Source organism: Lysinibacillus irui (assembly GCF_028877475.1).
Classification (GTDB): Bacteria; Bacillota; Bacilli; order Bacillales_A; family Planococcaceae; genus Lysinibacillus; species Lysinibacillus irui.
Map to the genome: position 1 here is coordinate 2,146,412 of NZ_CP113527.1, position 15,331 is coordinate 2,161,742.

19 protein-coding genes are annotated in these 15,331 nt (G+C 38.0%); 12 read left to right on the forward strand and 7 right to left on the reverse strand.

What is annotated here, in order from left to right; translation table 11 throughout:
* Window positions 1-10 precede the first annotated feature (10 nt).
* Both OU989_RS10765 and OU989_RS10770 read left to right on the forward strand, forming a co-directional pair.
* A complete protein-coding gene (locus OU989_RS10765; protein ID WP_274797158.1) occupies window positions 11-742 on the forward strand; it encodes an amino acid ABC transporter ATP-binding protein in 732 nt (243 codons plus the stop codon).
* Window positions 743-1,005: 263 nt separating this feature from the next.
* Window positions 1,006-1,203 (forward strand): DUF6501 family protein, encoded by a 198-nt coding sequence (locus tag OU989_RS10770; protein WP_016994029.1) that lies wholly within the window; start codon window positions 1,006-1,008, stop codon window positions 1,201-1,203.
* Between the two features lie 44 nt (window positions 1,204-1,247).
* Here the strand turns inward: OU989_RS10770 and OU989_RS10775 are convergent, their stop codons facing one another.
* Both OU989_RS10775 and OU989_RS10780 read right to left on the reverse strand, forming a co-directional pair.
* A complete protein-coding gene (locus OU989_RS10775; protein ID WP_274797159.1) occupies window positions 1,248-2,315 on the reverse strand; it encodes a toxic anion resistance protein in 1,068 nt (355 codons plus the stop codon).
* Window positions 2,312-2,962, reverse strand: coding sequence for a 5-bromo-4-chloroindolyl phosphate hydrolysis family protein (locus OU989_RS10780; RefSeq protein ID WP_274797160.1), 651 nt, complete (start codon window positions 2,960-2,962; stop codon window positions 2,312-2,314). Before OU989_RS10780 ends, OU989_RS10775 begins: the two co-directional genes overlap by 4 nt.
* A 612-nt stretch (window positions 2,963-3,574) precedes the next feature.
* Here OU989_RS10780 and OU989_RS10785 point away from each other — a divergent pair.
* A complete protein-coding gene (locus OU989_RS10785) occupies window positions 3,575-3,745 on the forward strand; it encodes a hypothetical protein (RefSeq protein ID WP_274797162.1) in 171 nt (56 codons plus the stop codon).
* A 458-nt stretch (window positions 3,746-4,203) separates the two neighbouring features.
* Here OU989_RS10785 and OU989_RS10790 read toward each other — a convergent pair whose 3' ends face one another.
* Window positions 4,204-4,485, reverse strand: coding sequence for an acylphosphatase (locus tag OU989_RS10790; RefSeq protein ID WP_274797163.1), 282 nt, complete (start codon window positions 4,483-4,485; stop codon window positions 4,204-4,206).
* Between the two features lie 42 nt (window positions 4,486-4,527).
* Window positions 4,528-6,255: a methyl-accepting chemotaxis protein gene (locus OU989_RS10795; RefSeq protein WP_274797164.1), complete on the reverse strand. Its 1,728-nt coding sequence runs from the start codon at window positions 6,253-6,255 to the stop codon at window positions 4,528-4,530.
* Between the two features lie 88 nt (window positions 6,256-6,343).
* Here OU989_RS10795 and OU989_RS10800 point away from each other — a divergent pair, with 88 nt between their 5' ends.
* The 4 genes from OU989_RS10800 to OU989_RS10815 all read left to right on the forward strand — a co-directional run bounded on the left by OU989_RS10800 (window position 6,344) and on the right by OU989_RS10815 (window position 8,067).
* Window positions 6,344-6,664 carry a DUF1033 family protein gene (locus OU989_RS10800; protein WP_274797165.1) on the forward strand — a complete coding sequence of 107 codons (321 nt, stop codon included), beginning with the start codon at window positions 6,344-6,346 and terminating at the stop codon, window positions 6,662-6,664.
* Between the two features lie 222 nt (window positions 6,665-6,886).
* Entirely contained in the window at window positions 6,887-7,087 is a 201-nt protein-coding gene (locus tag OU989_RS10805; RefSeq protein WP_004230088.1) for a cold-shock protein, read from the forward strand.
* Window positions 7,088-7,249: 162 nt separating this feature from the next.
* Complete coding sequence (locus OU989_RS10810; RefSeq protein ID WP_274797166.1) at window positions 7,250-7,450, forward strand: hypothetical protein; 201 nt, start codon at window positions 7,250-7,252, stop codon at window positions 7,448-7,450.
* Window positions 7,451-7,581: 131 nt separating this feature from the next.
* Window positions 7,582-8,067, forward strand: a complete 486-nt coding sequence (locus OU989_RS10815; RefSeq protein ID WP_274797167.1) for a YkvA family protein — start codon at window positions 7,582-7,584, stop codon at window positions 8,065-8,067.
* Between the two features lie 46 nt (window positions 8,068-8,113).
* Here OU989_RS10815 and OU989_RS10820 read toward each other — a convergent pair whose 3' ends face one another.
* Together OU989_RS10820 and OU989_RS10825 are read right to left on the reverse strand one after the other, a co-directional pair.
* Window positions 8,114-8,935, reverse strand: a complete 822-nt coding sequence (locus OU989_RS10820; protein WP_274797168.1) for a S1C family serine protease — start codon at window positions 8,933-8,935, stop codon at window positions 8,114-8,116.
* 57 nt (window positions 8,936-8,992) lie between these two features.
* Entirely contained in the window at window positions 8,993-9,628 is a 636-nt protein-coding gene (locus OU989_RS10825) for a hypothetical protein (protein ID WP_274797169.1), read from the reverse strand.
* A gap of 168 nt (window positions 9,629-9,796) precedes the next feature.
* Here OU989_RS10825 and OU989_RS10830 point away from each other — a divergent pair, with 168 nt between their 5' ends.
* From OU989_RS10830 to OU989_RS10850, 5 genes are all read left to right on the forward strand, one after another.
* Window positions 9,797-10,267 carry a DinB family protein gene (locus tag OU989_RS10830; RefSeq protein ID WP_274797170.1) on the forward strand — a complete coding sequence of 157 codons (471 nt, stop codon included), beginning with the start codon at window positions 9,797-9,799 and terminating at the stop codon, window positions 10,265-10,267.
* Window positions 10,268-10,347: 80 nt separating this feature from the next.
* Window positions 10,348-10,911 (forward strand): TetR/AcrR family transcriptional regulator, encoded by a 564-nt coding sequence (locus OU989_RS10835; RefSeq protein ID WP_274797171.1) that lies wholly within the window; start codon window positions 10,348-10,350, stop codon window positions 10,909-10,911.
* 19 nt (window positions 10,912-10,930) lie between these two features.
* Window positions 10,931-12,166 (forward strand): beta-ketoacyl-ACP synthase II, encoded by a 1,236-nt coding sequence (fabF, locus tag OU989_RS10840; RefSeq protein ID WP_274797172.1) that lies wholly within the window; start codon window positions 10,931-10,933, stop codon window positions 12,164-12,166.
* A gap of 108 nt (window positions 12,167-12,274) precedes the next feature.
* Window positions 12,275-12,418, forward strand: coding sequence for a hypothetical protein (locus OU989_RS10845; RefSeq protein WP_274797173.1), 144 nt, complete (start codon window positions 12,275-12,277; stop codon window positions 12,416-12,418).
* 147 nt (window positions 12,419-12,565) lie between these two features.
* Entirely contained in the window at window positions 12,566-13,309 is a 744-nt protein-coding gene (locus tag OU989_RS10850) for an amidohydrolase family protein (protein WP_274797174.1), read from the forward strand.
* Between the two features lie 48 nt (window positions 13,310-13,357).
* Here OU989_RS10850 and OU989_RS10855 read toward each other — a convergent pair whose 3' ends face one another.
* A complete protein-coding gene (locus OU989_RS10855) occupies window positions 13,358-14,962 on the reverse strand; it encodes an ABC-F family ATP-binding cassette domain-containing protein (RefSeq protein ID WP_274797175.1) in 1,605 nt (534 codons plus the stop codon).
* Window positions 14,963-15,331: the final 369 nt, after the last annotated feature.

Here is a 15,331-nt window from a genome sequence, read left to right on the forward strand (position 1 = left end):
GGACGCACAAATGGCAGTCATTAAAATCGAACATTTAAGTAAATCATTTGGACGTAACCAAGTGTTAAAAGATGTGAATTTCCAAGTGGAAAAAGGCGAGGTTGTTTGTTTAATTGGTTCCTCTGGTTCTGGTAAGTCTACACTACTTCGTTGCATAAATTTATTAGAAACACCAAGTGGCGGGCAAATAATTTATCAGGGAGAAGACATCCTAGATGAAAAGCACAATATCCAAGAATATCGTACCCATCTAGGAATGGTATTCCAGCAGTTCAATTTATTTAATAATCATAATGTGTTAAGTAATTGCACAGTCGGCCAAATCAAAGTACTTAAGCGCTCGAAGAAAGAAGCGGAAGAAACAGCGCTGAAATATTTGAAGATCGTAGGTATGGATCAATATGTAAACGCTAAGCCACGTCAGCTTTCAGGCGGACAAAAGCAACGTGTAGCAATTGCTCGAGCACTGTCTATGAATCCCGAAGTAATGCTATTTGATGAACCGACATCAGCACTGGACCCAGAAATGGTAGGAGAGGTGCTGAAGGTTATGCGACAATTAGCAGACGCAGGGAATACAATGTTAATTGTGACACATGAAATGGAGTTTGCAAAAGAAGTGGCAGATCGTGTCGTCTTTATGGATAAAGGTGTGATTGTGGAAGAAGGCCCACCATCACAAGTATTAGTCAATCCACAACATGAACGTACGAAAGAGTTTTTAAAACGTACTTTAAAATAAGCACAAAAAAGTGAGTCCATTATTTTGGACTCACTTATTTTCTAGAATTCCATTCTGCATAGAGCACAAAGCAGATTGCGAATGCTACAGCAATGATAAAAAACCATTGCGGTACACCACCAAAACTCATGAGAACACCCCGAATTTCATTTTTTTTTGGATAGAATAGGTATAGTATTTCTTTTTTCTCCACAAAAGACCCAAAATATTATAAAATAAGCAATAGACATTAGCTTTTGCTAGTAAAGAGAGGTAGAGAGAATATGTTACATTTAAAATGGAAAGATGCGCCAACATTACGAACGGTTACCTGCAAACATACAAATGCATCGAAATACTTAGTGTCCAACGTCTTAACAGTAGGTAAAGAATATGAAGTAAAAAACGAAACAGAAGAATTCATTTTTATTATCGACAACACAGGTAATGTCGGCGGCTATTATAAGGATTATTTCGAATAAATAAAAACAGGGTGGTTCAGAGCATTTGCTGAGCCACCCATTTTTTAATCTCGCTGATAGCCTTGAGCACCCGCTACATCTTGCAGCTGTTGTTTCTCTTGTTCGGTTGCCGTATGCAAAGCAAAGACATCCTTAATTGCTGTTTGTAATTCATGCTGTGTTTCTTTAAATTTTGAAACTTGCTGTTCAAAAGATGGACTTGTAAAACGATCATGTGTCTTTGATAACCGTTCCTCTAGTCGGGCATAGTGCTGATCCATATGCATCGATAGCATCATTGCCAGTTGGTTTTTCCATAGCGGAATTAGCGTAACAATTGAGAACTCAATTTTTTCGGCTAACGTTTGATTAGCTTGTTGAATCATCCGTATCTGAGGAGCCGTTTGCAGGGCTACTTGCTGAGATACTTGTAAATCATAAATACGTTGGTCCAATCGTTCAATTTGCGCAGCAAAATCATTGAGCTGCTGAATAGCGAGCGGCTGTTTGCTTGCTTGGATACTCATTATTTGTGCTGGTAGCTCTACTTCAATAGCTTGTTGTTTTTTCATTTGACCTGCTGCAATGGCAGTAGCCAGTTCCTCAAAAAATCCTCGATTATGGTTATAAAGTGCTTCTAAGTTTTCCACATCTTTAATCAGCTGGAGCTGTGCACGTTCTAGTTGAACACCAATACGTTCTACCTGAATACTAATACGCTCAAATTCTGTTAACGTTTGCTTGACCGAGGGCTCTGTTTTACCAAACATTTTTTTGAAGAACGTTTGCTTCTTTGGCTCTAAAGCTGTTGGGTCTACTCGATCTAGTGTCTGCATTAAGGAATCAAGCATTTGCCCAATTTTAGTAACGTCCTTTTGCTTCACCTGTGCAAGCATTCGATCCGCAAATTGAGATAAGGCTCGCTGCGAATCTTGCCCAAGAGATAGCAATGATTCAAAATCAGTTAAATCGATTTGACTGGCATATAGTAATGCACGACTTTGTGCAAGAGGCGATAGCGTTTCATATGTCGCCATCGCCTCATTTTGTGGAGTTGTTTCTAAGTAGGATTGGACTAGTGGAGAAAGTCCAGGTATGGTATTAAGTTGAAATGCGTGTTCATTAGCCGTCATTTATCATCGCCTCGCCAGTCCAATTGTTCTCTACGTCTTAAATTGGAGCGATTTGCGAACTCGATCTCCATTTGCAGATGATCGATATCATTAGCAAGCGCATCCTTTAAATCAATTTGTATTGTATCATTTAAATCGGTAAGAGTTTCACGTGTTTTGGATAACGTCAATTGAATTTCCTTATCCTTCACAGGCTGCCTTGAAAGCATTGTATATTTATCCGTTAATTCCACCGCAGAAGGTAAATGCGCATAGAAAAATGGTTCCACATTATAAAACTTTCGCGGGTCTGTCTTCACAATTTTAACAATATTTTTTGAGATACGTGTCATCTCAAGAAGTTGTTTAAAAGCAGATACAGAACGGACACGTAAATAGTTTTGACTTAATGTTTGAATATGCTTATTGGCTGTAGATAATTGTGTTTCAATATGCTTGAACTCTTCTTTTGTGATACCTGCTATTTGCATGACCTTCTTTTTTTGTCTATGTTTCAGCAACGTTGTACTCGTCGCATATGAACCCGCAAACAGTAAACCACCAAGGAAGAATCCAGGATTTGCCGCAATTGCTGCGATAGAAACAGTTGTAAGCGAAATAAGAAAGCTGGCACTATGTCTAGAGAAAAACTGTCCGACACTAAGCATTGTTTCATCCTCCTTGCTTTTCAATATGTCTATCTTCTTATACGAAATAATCGACATAAAGTTTCATTGAAAAATAAACCCTTACATAAATTTTACTGCTAATTGTTAACTTTCTCAATGATAATACATAGAATAAGTGAGATGTTTCGATGGAAAAATAGCGGGAGACCGCTTTTCGATAAAATGTGTGTGAGTCGATTTTCATCAAAGAGACCGATGAGCCGTTGGTTACTATGTTTTTTACTTGAATGAGTGGTTCTATACGGTATATGATCGGTTTTGGTAGTAGTGAGAGCGGTTCTATACGAAATATGATCGGTTTCGGCAGTAATGAGAGCGGTTCTATACGATATATGACCGGTTTTGCCATTAGTGTGAGCATTTTTAATCAACCCAAGAATACATCTAACAAGGTGTGGCTTTTTCTTTTGTCATTCTAAATTGATTATAGAATGTACACCGAATTATCGTCTTTTCCCTTAGCATTTGGGCAAATTGCCTAGATGTTTTTTAAAATAAAAATTTAAAAATTCTAAAAAATTAAAGGGATTTATAAAATAATGCAGAATATAACAATTGTAAACCAAATTATGAAATATATGGAGGATGGAAATGATGAAAAAGAAAAAATCGATGTTGTCTATTTTAGGTGTTCTATTTTTAAGCTTAGGATTAGCTGGTGGTGCAAGCGCGAGTGCTAGCAAACCACATTATGAAAATGACGGCGGTGGAGGTTCATCAAAGCCACCAAGTTGTGTCAAAGCACCTTGCCCAATGCAATAATTAATGAAGATAGAGCATCCATTTAATCGTGGATGCTCATTTTTTATGACAAAATTTTATGAAATACAATGATTTCCACTCATATCATGATTCATGTAAAGTAAGCTATAAAATAATGAAGCGATTTTCTGTTATATATGGTGAGGGGAAATACAAAGTGCCATATAATGGAAGAATTCTTTCCGACAGACTTCATCAAAAATAAGAAGATGTATAATGAAACATCTCCCCAAATTTGAGGACTTCACCAGCCTCATGCGTAATTCTCGCTGCAGAGGTAATTGGTAGCTGAATTTTGACCGCAAGATACAATGTAGCAGATATACAAAATAAAAAGACTGGGGACTTTACCCCAATCTTAAGAAACTTGCCCCCGGAAACGTATTCAAGATAACATATTCAAACTATCAGTAAAGGTGCCATAAACCTTGATAAAATGTTAAAAGGCAAGAGCCAGACTAAACAATGTCTGACTCCATTCGTATATAGCCTTTTAAATCATCGTACATTTCTAATGAAAAGGAATTGGAATCAGCTTGTGGACTGACGCCTTTTTGGACAAAAAGGAGGAATTCATTGAGTGCTTTTTCAGAGCCTTCCACTTCGACCTCAATTTGCTCAGCATTATTTAGTCGACAGTATCCTTTTAATCCTAATTCAATAGCCTTTTGTTTGATAAAGAAACGATAACCTGTGCCGTATACATCACCAAAAAATTTGATACTTGCTCGTTTGTTCACGGGAATACCTCCTACTAGTGAAGAGGGGAATACCTCTTCTTTTTAATGCATAACACGTTCTTTTTCTAAATAGGCAATCAAGTTATTAATATAATAGAGAACATGCTTAGATGCTTCATCCACTTCTTTGAGGTGGACATCTGCTTTTTCGATATTACCTGCTTTATGAGCTTCTGCGGCAAGCTTTGCTGATTCATGGACACGTAAATGGTAGCCATCTAAATCATGATAGTCCTGAAGATGGCCGAAACGTTCTACTGTACGAGGTGCTGTATACCATTTGCCAAGTCGACAGTCTCTATGAGAAGAAACATCATTTGGTTCAACACTTTCAAGACCTAAAAACATGTTATAAATACGCCACTTCCATAAAATGTGATCTGCTTTCGATAATTGAAGAAGGGCAATAGAGGAAAGCTGTACATTATTGTTGGCAATAATATCATTACGGAAACGATTAATTTCTTTCCCTAATAGATGAATATCACTAGATGTATTGTGACTATAATCACGAATATCTTCCTGCAAGCTTGAAATTTCAATCATTCGTGCGGAGACTTCATCAATCGCTGCCGCTTGTTGCTGAGAAATGGCTGCTGTATTTGTTACATCTACATTAATACCCTCAATTGCATGCACTATAGCATTTAAGAGTGGTAACGAATCTTTTGCCTCAACGGTTGCTTCTTTAATAATCGCTGTCGTTTCGGTAATTGAGTTGGACACATCATTAGAGTAACTCTTTAAATGATGTACGTTTGTCGATACTTCACTAAGTGCAGAGACTGTATTTTCCGCAAGCTTTCGTACTTCTTGTGCAACGACCGCAAAGCCTTTGCCATGTTCACCTGCTCGCGCGGCTTCTATGGAGGCATTGAGTGCCAGTAGGTTTGTTTGATCGGCGATTTGATTAATTAATGTTACAACCTGTTCAATATCATTTACCCGTTTTTGCAATTCTGAAAATGATTCGACAATGGACGTAAAGGTTTCTTCCGTTTTAAATATTTCCGCTAAGGCATGCTCAATGGCATTTTTTCCTTTCGTTGCATGATCAACCGATTCAGTCGTTTTCTCAGATATATGGGAAGACATACGTGCTACCTCATTAATAGAAGCGGCAATCTGTTCTGTTGCGGCAGTGGAAGATTGAATTTCTTCATTTTGCTTATCTAAGCTAAACACTAAATCTTTCATGTACATAATTTTTGCATTGACATCCATTAACGAGGATACTTCGCCTACTACGTTTTCAACGATGCGTTCTGTTAATACTTCCACTAGCAATTCTTGATCGACATTGACAGCGGCTTGGAAAGATTTCATGTATTGAAAAGCTTTATTCGGCTTAATTCCGAAATTATGTAAAATATAGGTAGTGATATAGAAGGCAAATTGATTGAATACAACAATTAATTTACCAGGCTCGTATTGATGTTGACGAAATAGATTGAAAAATTTTACCGTTTCATCGACGTAATCATCGTCACGCGTTGCTAAGAAAAACTGTGTTAAGTATTTATTGATATTTTCTTCACTAATGGTTAATTGAGAGGTAGGGGAAATCTCGCTTAAATAATGATGAAAAATGGCATTCATAGAAGGGGTAATATCTTTTAGCTTTTGGTAGAGTGTTTTTAAATGCTCCTCGTCCTGTGAATTGAAGTGATTAAATGCCAATGTTTGATGAAATCGGCCTGTTGCATGTAAATCTGTACCACGTTGAAGTAGCTGTTCTAGCTCTGCTTTCGGTCGAATACTTGAAAACATAAAAATACCTCCCAAAAAGTATGTATAATAAGGTAATAATAGCATAATTCAGGTGGTTTTAATAGACATTTCAGATGTGTTTGATAAAATGAAAATATCTAATGACAGCAAGGAATGGGCAAATATGTATACAATTATTTACATGAAAGCGGACTATGAGCCTTGGTGGAAATTTGAAGGTTGGGAAGCTTTTATTCAAACAGAAGATACATTTGAAACAAAGGAGCTCTTTGAACGAGCTTTACAGCAAAAATTAGCACAATTTCGTTCCTCATATGACAATGAAGTGGCGAAGGAAGGGCAGTACTGGGCGTTTTGGTCTGAGGATGAAAGCTTTTATTGTGAGGCTTGTGATGATGATGCACAAGTATATCATGGGATAATTGCGTGTAAAATAGAAGAGAAGTAAAATAATTTTGAAATAAAATAAAAAAAGATTTTTTCTTTATTTGACAAAATTATGAATGGCGTTTATACTTAAGTTAACAATTTAATTGCTTCACCGGAAACATGAATTCACATATTACAAAAAGTGATCGCGTTAGTTCGGTACTCTTTGTAATATGTGAATTTTTTCAATCGCTGAAGAAATTACATATTGTTCACTTTTATTTTTTGGAGGTTTTCTTAAATGAAACAAGGTACAGTAAAATGGTTTAACTCAGAAAAAGGTTTTGGATTCATCGAAGTTGAAGGTGAAAACGACGTATTCGTACACTTCTCAGCTATCCAAGGCGAAGGTTTCAAAACTCTTGACGAAGGTCAAAAAGTGGAATTCGAAGTTGTAGATGGCAACCGCGGACCACAAGCTGCTAACGTAACTAAACTTTAATTCTCCATAATTAAAATTACTTTCGTTAAACCCAAGACATCCTATGCAAATAGGATGTCTTTTTTGTATCATTTGAAAGTTTATGGATTACAAATCTAAATTTAGGTTAAATATAAAGTAGGGGTAGATAGCTTCGGCAAAGTAGAGGATAGCATTGTAAAAGTGAAGGATAGCAGGGTCAAAGTAGCGGATAGCTCAGCCAAAGTGGAGGATAGCTCCCCGAAAGTAGCGGATAGCCTCTCCAAAGTAGCGGATAGCACCTCAAAAGTAGCGGATAGCCTTGCCAAAGTGAAGGATAGCTTCCCAAAAGTGGCGGATAGCACAGCCGAAGTAGAGGATAGCTCCCCCGAAAGTAGCGGATAACTCAGCCGAAATGAAGGATAAAGCTACCAAACTGAAGGGTAATGTCCCAAAAACAGAGGGATAACCCCTCAAAATGAAAGAAAAACCCCACAAGTATTCAAGATAGCTTGTAAGATAGGAGGCAGATCAATATGGATAACTTAGAGAAACTACCGGATGAGCAGGAGCAGCAAGATTTTTATCAGAAGCTACGTAAGAAATTAGTAGCTTTTCTTGGATCGAAAAAGGGAAAAAGTAATAAGTTTACGCCGTATTTAATGTTTGTGCCTGATTTATTTCATTTATTAGTGAAGACATTAACGGATGCAGGGGTTGATAAAAAAAGCCGTACATTGATAGGGGCGTCCATTGCGTATTTTATATTGCCACTGGATTTGATGCCAGAAGGGTTGCTGGGCTTTGGTGGTTATTTAGATGATATTGTCTTAGCGACATTTGTGGTGAATACGATCATTAATAAATTGGGGCCAGATGTGGTGGAAAAGCATTGGACGGGTGATGACAAGCTGTTACATGTGCTGCAAAAAGTGGCGGAAGTCAGTGATGAGGTAGTGAGTAAAATTCCTGTTAAATCGCCCATTGCTCAGATTGTTAAGCAAGAGAGTAAAGATAAATAATATTATTATGTAAACTAAATTCCGGAATGAACCTGTGTAAGCAGGTTCATTTTTTATGTTGTTCCAGTACATGATGGAGCTGTTGAACTGGTACAAATAGGCCGACACGTCCAATAGGTTCATATTTCATCGTTGCAAAGATAATGCCAATGACCTCGCCATATTGATCAATTACTGGGCTACCACTATTTCCACGATAAACAGGTGCTTGTAACATCACCACTGGTTCTTGCCAATCCTCTAATTGGATTGGTTCGAGTAATGTCCCTTCATTGGCTATACCCGTGAAGGCAAGAGGGTTACCAATAAAATAGACATGTTCATCAGGTGAAAACGGTGGATCTTCAGCAAGAGGAAGATAGGGGAGTTGCTCAGCTTGCACTTGTATTAAAGCTAAGTCGATAGCTGGATAGCTCTCAATTAATGTAGCTTCCATCAGTCCCTCATCTGGAAATACAACAGATAATGTCGTTGCATGTTCTACTACGTGAGCATTGGTGACAATTAGACCATCAGAAGAGACGGCAAAACCTGTCCCTTTACTCGAGCCTGTCGAAATTTCAACGATAGCCTTTTTATACGTTTGGATATCTTCTTGTGCTGAGAGTCGTGTCGACACCTTCATAAATTCAATGGCAGGGATGGAGTAAATTTGAAAAATTAGCGCAAAAGTATTGAAAAACAGCATCAAAGCGATCCCCCATACGATCCAGCGTACGAAAGGTTTTTGTTTCTTGGGTTTCCTACCATGGAAGCGTTCTTCTCGTTCTTGTGCTAATGCTTTTTGCTGCTCCTCAAGTACGAGTTCAATAAATTCTTCTTCCGTCAATTCTTCTTCTTTCGTTGTTGCATTATGTATATCACTCATATAAGGCCCCCTTAGCTAAAAAACAGACGCCCAAGCAGGACGCCTGTTAACAGCAAATTACTCTATTTTTTGCAAGGTAGATGTCACAACAAACGGTTCTTCTTGATCGGTCTCCATCGTATCTTCTGAACGAATTAAGCCTATGCCATGCGCAAAATATTTGGTCGTCGTGACTTTATCATCGGTGCGTAATAGCTGGATGGCATTTTGATAGACTGTAGTGCCTGTATGAACTGTGGCAGTCGTTGATTGGATGGTCCAGCCTTGAAAGCTTGTCCCCACTTTTAGGGGCTTTTGCAGAATTGTTTCTAGTACTGGGTAAGATGCAGCCTCTGTCGCACTTGGTAGGCTTGGCTCACTGTCAACAGGTTCACGATAGACTAGGTCAATACTTGAATCGGAAATGCGATAGATTTTTAAAAGAGTTACTCCACCATTATCCTCAATTTGTACAATGTGTTGTGAATCGAGATAGGAAGTTTGCAGGGTATAGCTGGCAAATTCATTGCCTTCCCCTTGAAAATAGGCGGTTGAGCCATCAGGTGGAAAATAGGATAGAAGTGATGTTTGATCTTGTTCTACAGGTTGCTTGTCCTCCACAGGCAATGGTGATTGTTCTGATTCTTTGTTGACTTCTTCACTACAACCGAAGAATAAAAATGCAAGAGAAAGTACTAGGACATGATGTCTCATAGGCAAACTCCTTTGCTATTTTCTTTCATTATACGTGAATGGGGACGGTTATACGAATGAAAAGAGATAACAACTTATAATATTATTATGTAAACAAAACAAGAAACTTGTAACAAGGGAGAAAATTAACTATGATAGAAATGAAGTTAAAAAATGGGGGGCACACATATGTATAGACATGTAGATGATTTTTTACAGGAATGGTCGAATGCATCTAATGGAACATTAAATGTGTTACAAGCTTTAACAGATGACAAATTAGATCAAAGTATTGTGGAGGGTCACAGTACACTTGGCTGGTTGGGCTGGCATTTAGTCGGTTCAGCAGGTTATTTTAGTTATCTAGCTGGCTTAAACGTGCCATCGATTCGTCAAGAAGATCCAGTACCAACAACAGCTGCTGAAATCGTAGCTGCTTATGAAAAGGTTGCAAACGGTGTAAGTGAGGCAGTCGCAAAGCTTTCAAATGAGGACTTACTAGAAGTTGTCACTGGTTTTAAAGCTCCAATGCCAAAAGGCGCTCTATTACGAGTATTAATCGATCATCAAACACATCATCGTGGACAAATGACAGTCTTATTGCGTCAAGCAGGTTTACCAGTTCCAGGTGTTATGGGACCAACAAAAGAAATGCAATAAGCAATGATGCAGCAGATAAGTAAATAATCTGCTGCATTTTTTTATTTGACACTTACCTACTAGTAAGTTAGTATAAAGCCATGACAAATAGAAAATCACAAATAATTGAATTAACATTAAAGAATATTCAAGAAAAAGGTTTCACATCATTTAGTTATGATCATTTAGCAAAAGAGCTAGGCGTTACAAAGGCAAGTATTCACTATCATTTTGAAAAGAAAGGGGATTTAGGTGTTGCTGTTTGCGAAAGAATTCAGCATGGTTTAGAGGGGGCATATACATTCATTAAAGAATCTTCTATGCCAGCTGTGGAAAAGCCTTTCGCTTTTATTTTGCGACGTGTACAATTTCTTGAGCAAGATGGAGTTTGCCCGATTTCTGCTCTACAGGCAGACTATCAAGAATTATCACCATCTATGCAAGAAAAGATTCAAGAGCTTAGTCAAATGGAAATCGATGTCTTTGTAGTGTTATTGAAAGAGGCAAAACAACATGGTGCACTGAAATCGACAAATGAGGAGGATTTAGCGTCATTGGCTATGCTACTCATTTCCAGTACAAAAGGTGCTTTACAATATAAACGTGTTTTAGGTGAAGATTTCTTTCAGAAAACGCTGGAGCAATTAAAGGAACTATTAAAGTAAATGAAAAGGAGCGATGTCCATGGTACGTAGAGTCGTAGTCACAGGATATGGGGTGGTCTCCCCTTTAGGTAACACAGTATCAGCCTTATGGGAAAACATTAAAGAAGGAAAGTCAGGAATTGATAAAATTCATGCAGAGGAATTTAGCGGGATTAACACCCAAATTGCAGGTACCATCACGGATTTTGATGCAGCGCAATATATGGATAAAAAAGAACTGAGTAAGTATGATCGATTTGTTCAATATGCTATTGCCGCTTCACAGCAGGCTTTAGAGCAAGCAAATCTAAACATGGAACAGGTCGATAAGGAGCGACTAGGTGTATATATTGGCTCGGGTATTGGGGGCATAGATACCATTCTAGCGAATCATCAAGCGTTCATCGAAAACGGCCCAAGGAAGGTGTCACCATTTATGGTGCCGATGATGATTAGTAATATGGCTGCAGGGATACTAGCGATTAAAACAGGCTTTAAAGGGCCGAGCTTTTCACCTGTTTCAGCTTGTGCAACTGGAAACCAAGCCATTGGTGAAGCTTTTTTAGCTATTCGACATGGCTATGCTGATGGTATTTTGGCAGGTGGAGCAGAGGCACCCATTAATCCACTAAGCTTTGCAGGATTCTCACGTATGAAAGCTATGTCTACAAGAAATGAGGAGCCAACAAAAGCGAGTCGTCCATTTGATAGCGCACGAGATGGCTTTGTCATGTCAGAGGGGGCTGGAATCGTGTTCCTAGAGGAATATGAACATGCCAAACAAAGAGGTGCAACCATTCTTGGAGAGATAGTAGGCTATGGAGTTACGACAGATGCTTATCATATTACATCACCGGATTATACGGGAGCTGCCAATGCCATGAATTTAGCTTTAAAAATGGGCGAAATTGATGTATCAGCTGTCGATTATATCAATGCACATGGTACTGGTACGCCAGAGGGTGATAAATCCGAAACAAAGGCGATTAAAAGTGTCTTTGGCAACGATGCCTATCAATTAAAAGTAAGCTCCACAAAATCGATGACTGGACATCTTTTTGGAGCAGCCGGCGGTATCGAGGCGATCATTACCTTAAAAAGTATCATGGAGAATATCATTCCACCTACAATCAATTATGACACGCCAGATCCCGAGTGTGATTTAAATTATGTGCCAAACGAGGCGCTTCATCAAACGGTCAACATTGCTTTAACCAATGGCTTTGGCTTTGGTGGTCATAATGCAGTACTAGCCTTTAAAAAGTTTGAGGAATAAAATAATAGAAAGAGGATGACAAGGATGGTATGGAATTGGATGTTCATACCATCCTTTCTATTTTAATGTATAATTATGGATGAACGGTTTCAGAGAAAGGGGTTTTATATGAAGTACGAACTATATGGAGACCAACAAAGTAATATTACTATTCTTGCCATACCAGCATTAGGGGAACGAACAGAATTTTATCGTCCATTGGCCAAGCAAATGTTCAAATCGTTCGTAATGGTCATCACTATTTACCTTTAACCCATACGGAGGAAGTAACAAGTTTTCTACAAATTAATTTAGTAAGAAGTTTGTAATTATATAAGTTTTTCTTATGATGTATTAGCAGAAAAACAATATTCTTCTTATGACTGTTATGTGTTAAATTGAGGGAAAGGGGGTTGAAAGATGAAAATTTTTGATGCACATTTTCATATTATCGATTTAAACTTTCCGATTAATGAAAATCAAGGATACACACCACCGAGCTACATAGTAAATGATTATCTAAAGGCAACTAGTCATTTACATATAGGGGGAGGAGCCATTGTTTCAGGATCTTTCCAAGGTTTTGACCAAGCCTATCTAGTTAAAGCATTGACACAGCTAGGTCCCTCATTCTGTGGTGTGACGCAATTACCGTATACTGTGACGGATGAAGAAATAGTAGATTTACATAACAATGGGGTAAGAGCATTACGCTTTAATATTAAACGAGGTGGCTCAGAGGATGTATCTAAGCTAGATCGCTTTGCTAGAAGAGTGTATGATTTGGTAGGCTGGCATAGTGAATTGTATATCGATGCTAAATCGTTACCGGATATTGCTTCAACCATTGAAGCATTACCCGCTATATCTATCGACCATTTAGGGCTATCGGAGGAAGGGCTTCCTCATTTAGTCAAGCTAGTGGATAAGGGCGTACGGGTGAAAGCGACTGGTTTTGGACGTGTGGAACTCGATGTCAAAAAAGCTTTACAAACTATTTATAACGTCAATCCAGATGCGCTTATGTTTGGGACAGATCTGCCATCCACAAGAGCAAAACGTCCTTTTAATAATGCAGACATAGAATTGATTCAACAGCTTTTTGATGAACAGGCTGTTGCTAAAATTCTCTATCAGAATGCGATGCAATGGTATTTCAAATAAATAATAAAATCCTCTACCTAATGATCGGTAGAGGATTTTTTATAGAAATTAGCTTAAGCCTTGACTATCTTTCCATTCTAAAAATTCATCATATGTTAATTGCTTATCTAAAATAGAGCCGTCTTCACGGATTTCGATGACACGGTTCGCAATTGTTTGGATGAACTGATGGTCATGAGATGTGAAAATCATAGCGCCTTTGAAACGAATTAAGCCTTCATTTAAAGCTTGAATTGATTCAAGGTCAAGGTGGTTCGTTGGTTCATCTAGTAAAATAACGTTTGCTGTCGCAAGCATCATTTTTGATAGCATACAACGTACTTTTTCTCCCCCTGATAAAACAGAAGGGGATTTTTTTACTTCCTCGCCTGAGAATAGCATGCGTCCTAAGAAACCACGTAGGAAGCTTTCTGTTTCATCATCAGGTGAGTATTGACGTAGCCATTCAACTAATGATTTCTCAGAACCCTCGAAGTACTTATCATGATCGTTTTCGAAGTAGCTTTGAGATGTTGTGACACCCCATTTAAATGTACCAGCATCCGCTTCTCTTTCTTCCATTAAAATATCAAGAAGGGCTGTTTTTGCCATAGGGCTACCAAGTAAAACGATTTTATCTTCTTTGTTCATAGAAAAACGAATATCTTTAAATAACGTTTCGCCATCTTGAGTAGCTGTAAGGCCATCGACTGTTAAAACATCATTACCGATTTCACGGCCAATTTGGAAGTTGATGAATGGATATTTACGGCTTGATGGCTTAATATCATCTAGCTCGATTTTATCCAGCATTTTTTTACGAGATGTCGCTTGCTTCGATTTAGAAGCATTCGCAGAGAATCGTGCGATAAACGCCTGTAATTCTTTAATTTTTTCTTCTTTTTTAGCATTTTGGTCTTGTGCCATTTTTTGTGCTAATTGAGAAGATTCATACCAGAAATCATAGTTACCCACATATAATTGGATTTTAGAGAAGTCCAAGTCCGCAATATGTGTACATACTTTGTTTAAGAAGTGACGGTCATGGGATACAACAATAACTGTGTTCTCAAAGTTAATTAGGAATTCTTCTAACCATTGAATAGCCTTTAAGTCAAGGTGGTTGGTAGGCTCATCGAGTAAAAGAACATCAGGCTGACCGAATAATGCCTGTGCAAGTAATACTTTGACTTTGTCAGAGCCTTCAAGGTCACCCATCAGCATGTAGTGAAGGTCATCTGAAATACCTAAACCGTTTAATAATGTAGCTGCTTCTGAGTCAGCTTCCCAACCGTTTAGCTCTGCAAATTCACCTTCTAGCTCTGCTGCACGCATGCCATCTTCATCTGAGAAGTCTTCCTTAGCATAGATCGCGTCTTTTTCTGTTTTTACATCATAAAGGCGCTTATTCCCCATAATAACAGTATCAAGTACTGTATGCTCATCGTATTCAAAGTGGTTTTGCTTTAGGACGGATAAACGTTCGTCCTTGCCCATTGATACGTGACCTTCCTGTGCTTCAATTTCACCAGAAAGAATTTTTAAGAATGTTGATTTACCAGCACCGTTTGCTCCAATTAAACCGTAGCAATTTCCTGGTGTGAATTTTATATTTACGTCTTCAAATAGTTTACGATCGCCATAGCGAAGACCTACATTACTAACTTGAATCATGCAAGTTCCTCCTTTTTTCACAATGGCTCTAGTATATCATGAAATATGTTCCATAGTCTATAAACATTATTAAATCAAGGTTTTGCGTTCTTTCAACCTATTTTGTTAAACATAAATTGAATAAAGATACAATTAAAAAGTTTTTCTTGATGTAACTTTCTGCAAAGTTGAGACGTCTATATTGTTGTACGATTAACTATTCTTGAAAAAGAATAGAGAAATGACATCATTTACCATGGGGATTTTGGTTGCTTCTTCACAAAGATATCGACTAAAATAATGCTGACTGTTATCAGGTGAACTTAGGTTTCTAATCACCACATGTGTATGTACATAACCCCGTTTGGAATGCCAGCTGATCGTTCCCTT